The organism is Pseudomonas sp., assembly GCF_037994325.1.
Classification (GTDB): Bacteria; Pseudomonadota; Gammaproteobacteria; order Pseudomonadales; family Pseudomonadaceae; genus Aquipseudomonas.
The window spans coordinates 1-3,484 of record NZ_JBBNAH010000593.1; the positions used below are offsets into that span (position 1 = coordinate 1).

Annotated in this window: 3 protein-coding genes; all 3 read left to right on the forward strand. The window is 60.3% G+C overall.

Annotation, left to right across the window (positions count from 1 at the left end; translation table 11 throughout):
• Nucleotides 1-876 (forward strand): HlyD family secretion protein (locus AAAB16_RS19815; protein WP_340664873.1); only part of this gene is annotated, 876 nt, incomplete at its 5' end.
• A gap of 52 nt (nucleotides 877-928) precedes the next feature.
• A complete protein-coding gene (locus AAAB16_RS19820) occupies nucleotides 929-2,416 on the forward strand; it encodes an MDR family MFS transporter (protein ID WP_340664874.1) in 1,488 nt (495 codons plus the stop codon).
• A gap of 70 nt (nucleotides 2,417-2,486) precedes the next feature.
• A complete protein-coding gene (locus AAAB16_RS19825) occupies nucleotides 2,487-3,389 on the forward strand; it encodes an EamA family transporter (protein ID WP_340664875.1) in 903 nt (300 codons plus the stop codon).
• The last annotated feature ends 95 nt before the right edge of the window (nucleotides 3,390-3,484 follow it).

Consider the following 3,484-nt stretch of genomic DNA (forward strand, 5'->3'; position numbering starts at 1 on the left):
GACCAGGTATTGGTGCACGACAACCAACACGTCGAAAAAGGCGAATTGCTGGTGGTGCTGGATAAGGAAGACTTCCGCATTGCCGTGGACCGCGCCGAAGCCGCGCTGGCCACCCGCGAAGCGGAACTGGCGCAATCGAAAAGCAAGCTGACCCAACAAGACAGCATGATTGCCGCCAGCGCCGCCGACGTAACCTCCTCCGAGGCCACCTTGGGCCGCGTGCAGATGGACCTGTCCCGCGCGCAAACCCTGCGTAAACCGGGCTATGTGTCCGAAGAACGGGTTACCACCCTGGCCGCCGACAACCGCGTAGCCCGCTCGCAAGTGAGCAAGGCCCAAGCCGACCTGCAAGCCCAGCGCCAGCAAGTGAATTCGCTGAACGCCGACATCAAGCGCCTGCAGGCGCAGATCAGCAACGCCCGCACCGACCTCGAACAAGCCAAGCTCAACCTCAGCCGCACGGAAATTCATGCGCCCATCAGCGGCATGATCGGCCAGCGCGCGGCAAAAAATGGTCAGTACATTCAAACCGGCGCCTACCTGATGTCGCTGGTGCCCGATGAAGACATCTGGGTACAGGCCAACTTCAAGGAAACCCAAATCGGCGAAATGCAGCCTGGCCAGAAAGCCGAATTGGAGTTCGACGCCTACCCAGGCAAGCCGATTGAAGGCACGGTGCAAAGCCTGTTCGCCGCCTCTGGCGCACAGTTCAGCCTACTGCCGCCAGACAACGCCACCGGCAACTTCACCAAGGTGGTGCAGCGCATTCCGGTAAAACTGACCTTCCCCGCCGATAACGCGCTGAAGGGCAAGATTCGCCCCGGTATGTCGGTCACCGTCAAAGTGACCATCAAGGCGGACGACAGTGGCCGCTGATGCCCTGGTTCGCCCGGACGGCGAACCCTCTCGGCGCGATTGGATTGCGGTAATGAGCGCGATGCTCGGCGCCTTTATGGCCGTGCTAGATATACAGATCACCAACTCCTCGCTAAAGGATATTCAGGGCGCGCTGTCGGCCACCCTGGAGGAAGGCTCGTGGATTTCCACGTCCTACCTGGTGGCGGAAATCATCATGATCCCGCTCACCGCCTGGTTGGTGCAGTTGCTCTCGGCGCGGCGCCTGTCGGTGTATGTGTCCATCGGTTTTCTGATTTCTTCCTTGCTCTGCTCCATGGCCTGGAACCTGGAAAGCATGATCGTCTTCCGCGCCATGCAGGGCTTTACCGGCGGCGCGTTGATTCCCCTGGCATTCACCCTGGTGTTGATCAAACTACCCGAGAGCAAGCGCGCAATTGGCATGGCCATGTTTGCCATGACCGCCACCTTTGCCCCCTCCATCGGCCCGACCCTGGGCGGCTGGCTCACGGAAAACTGGGGCTGGGAGTACATCTTCTATATCAACGTACCGCCTGGCCTGTTGATGATTGCCGGCTTGCTCTATGGCCTGGAAAAGAAAGCGCCGCATTGGGAACTGCTAAAAAGCACCGACTACGCCGGCATTCTTACCCTCGGCGTGGGCCTGGGCTGCTTGCAGGTATTTCTTGAAGAAGGCCACCGCAAGGATTGGCTGGAGTCGGCCTTTATCGTCACCCTTGGCAGCATCGCCCTGATCAGCCTGATCAGCTTTGTCATCGTGCAGATGTCCAAGCCCAATCCGCTGATCAACCTGCGCATTCTCGGTAACCGCAATTTCGGTTTATCGAGTATTTCCAGCCTGGGCATGGGCGTGGGCTTGTATGGCTCGATCTACCTGCTGCCGCTGTACCTGGCGCAGATTCAGGGCTACAACTCGATGCAGATCGGCCAGGTGATTATGTGGATGGGCATTCCGCAGCTGTTCCTGATTCCGTTCGTGCCCAAGCTGATGAAGTTTATTTCGCCAAAATGGCTCTGCGCCATGGGCTTTGGTTTGTTTGGCCTGGGCAGCTTTTTGTCTGGCGTGCTGAACCTGGATTTTGCCGGCCCGCAGTTCAACCATATCCAGCTCCTGCGCGCGCTGGGCCAGCCGCTGATTATGGTGACCATCTCGCTGATCGCTACGGTGTATATCCAGCCGCAAGATGCTGGTTCGGCCTCGAGCCTGTTCAATATCCTGCGTAACCTCGGCGGCGCCATCGGTATCGCCCTGCTCGCGACCCTGCTGGATGCACGCACCAAGATCTACTTCGACTACCTGCGCGAGGCCATTGTGCCGAGCAACCCACAGGTGGCCGAACGCCTGAGCAGCCTGACGCAAAGCCTCGGCAACGAGACGGCGGCACTGGCCAAGCTCAGCGAGATCACCCACCAGCAGGCGATGATCATGGCCTACAATGACGCCTTCCATTACGTTGGCCTGGCCCTGGCAATCAGCATGCTGGCGGTGTTGCTCACCAAAGCGCTGCCGGCCAATGCCACAGGCGGTGCCGCGCACTAAGCGGCGTATCGACTAACTTCTACTTACGACGCGCCGGCGCATTGCCGGCGTGCGTCATTTCAGGCTGCACATGTCCACCACCCTTTCCCCTCGCGCCCGTTCGCTGGTGCTGCTGATTTCCTTTGCTGCGGTGTATATCGGTTGGGGCACCACCTACCTGGCCAACCACTTTTTGCTGCTGGAACTGCCACCGTTTGTGATCGTAACCCTGCGCTTTGGCCTCGCCGGCAGCGTGGCGCTGATCTGGGTAGTGGTCAGCGGCCAGGCGCGCATCCAACGCAGCGATTGGGGTGGTGCGTTTATTGGCGGGCTGATGCTGATCACCGTCGGCCAGGGCGCCCTGCTGTATGCCAACCAATACCTGCCCACCGGCCTGCTGGCGATGCTCTACACCACCTTGCCGATCTGGAGCGTGGCGCTGGAATGGGTGCTCGGTGATCGACCGCCGCTGTGGGTGCTGTGCGGTTTGGTGCTAGCCTCCACCGGCATTGTGCTGCTGATGAGTAACGGCCTGGGCAGCGCTGCCACCGCGCAACAATGGTTTTCCGGCAGCTTGGTGGTGGCCGCCACCTTGATGTGGTCCATCGGCGCTTGGCTGCTGCGTAGCCGGCCGTCATTTCGCTCGACCTGGCTGGGCATGAGCCTGCAAATGCTCATCGGCGCACTGATGCTCGCCCTGTTTGCCGCCTGGCGCGGCGAATGGAGCGACCTGCACTTATCGCAACTGTCACTGCATGGCTGGTGGTGGTTGGCCTATCTGGTGCTGCCAGTGAGCCTGGGGGTTTACCCCGCCTACTTCTGGCTGCTGCGCGAAGTGCGCCCGAGTTTGGTGTCGACCTTTGCCTTTGTTAACCCAGTGATCGCCCTGCTGCTCGGCTATGTGCTGCTCAACGAAAGCCTGGGCGTGAGCGCGTTGGTGGCGTGCCTGGTGACATTGGCTGGGGTGATGCTGATTATTTTTGGACGGCGTTAATTCGCGTACCACGGCTCGGCTCCTCGTAGGTTGGGTTGAGCCGTAGGCGAAGCCCAACACCTTCGTGTGCCGGTTTGTTGGGCTTCGCCATTGGC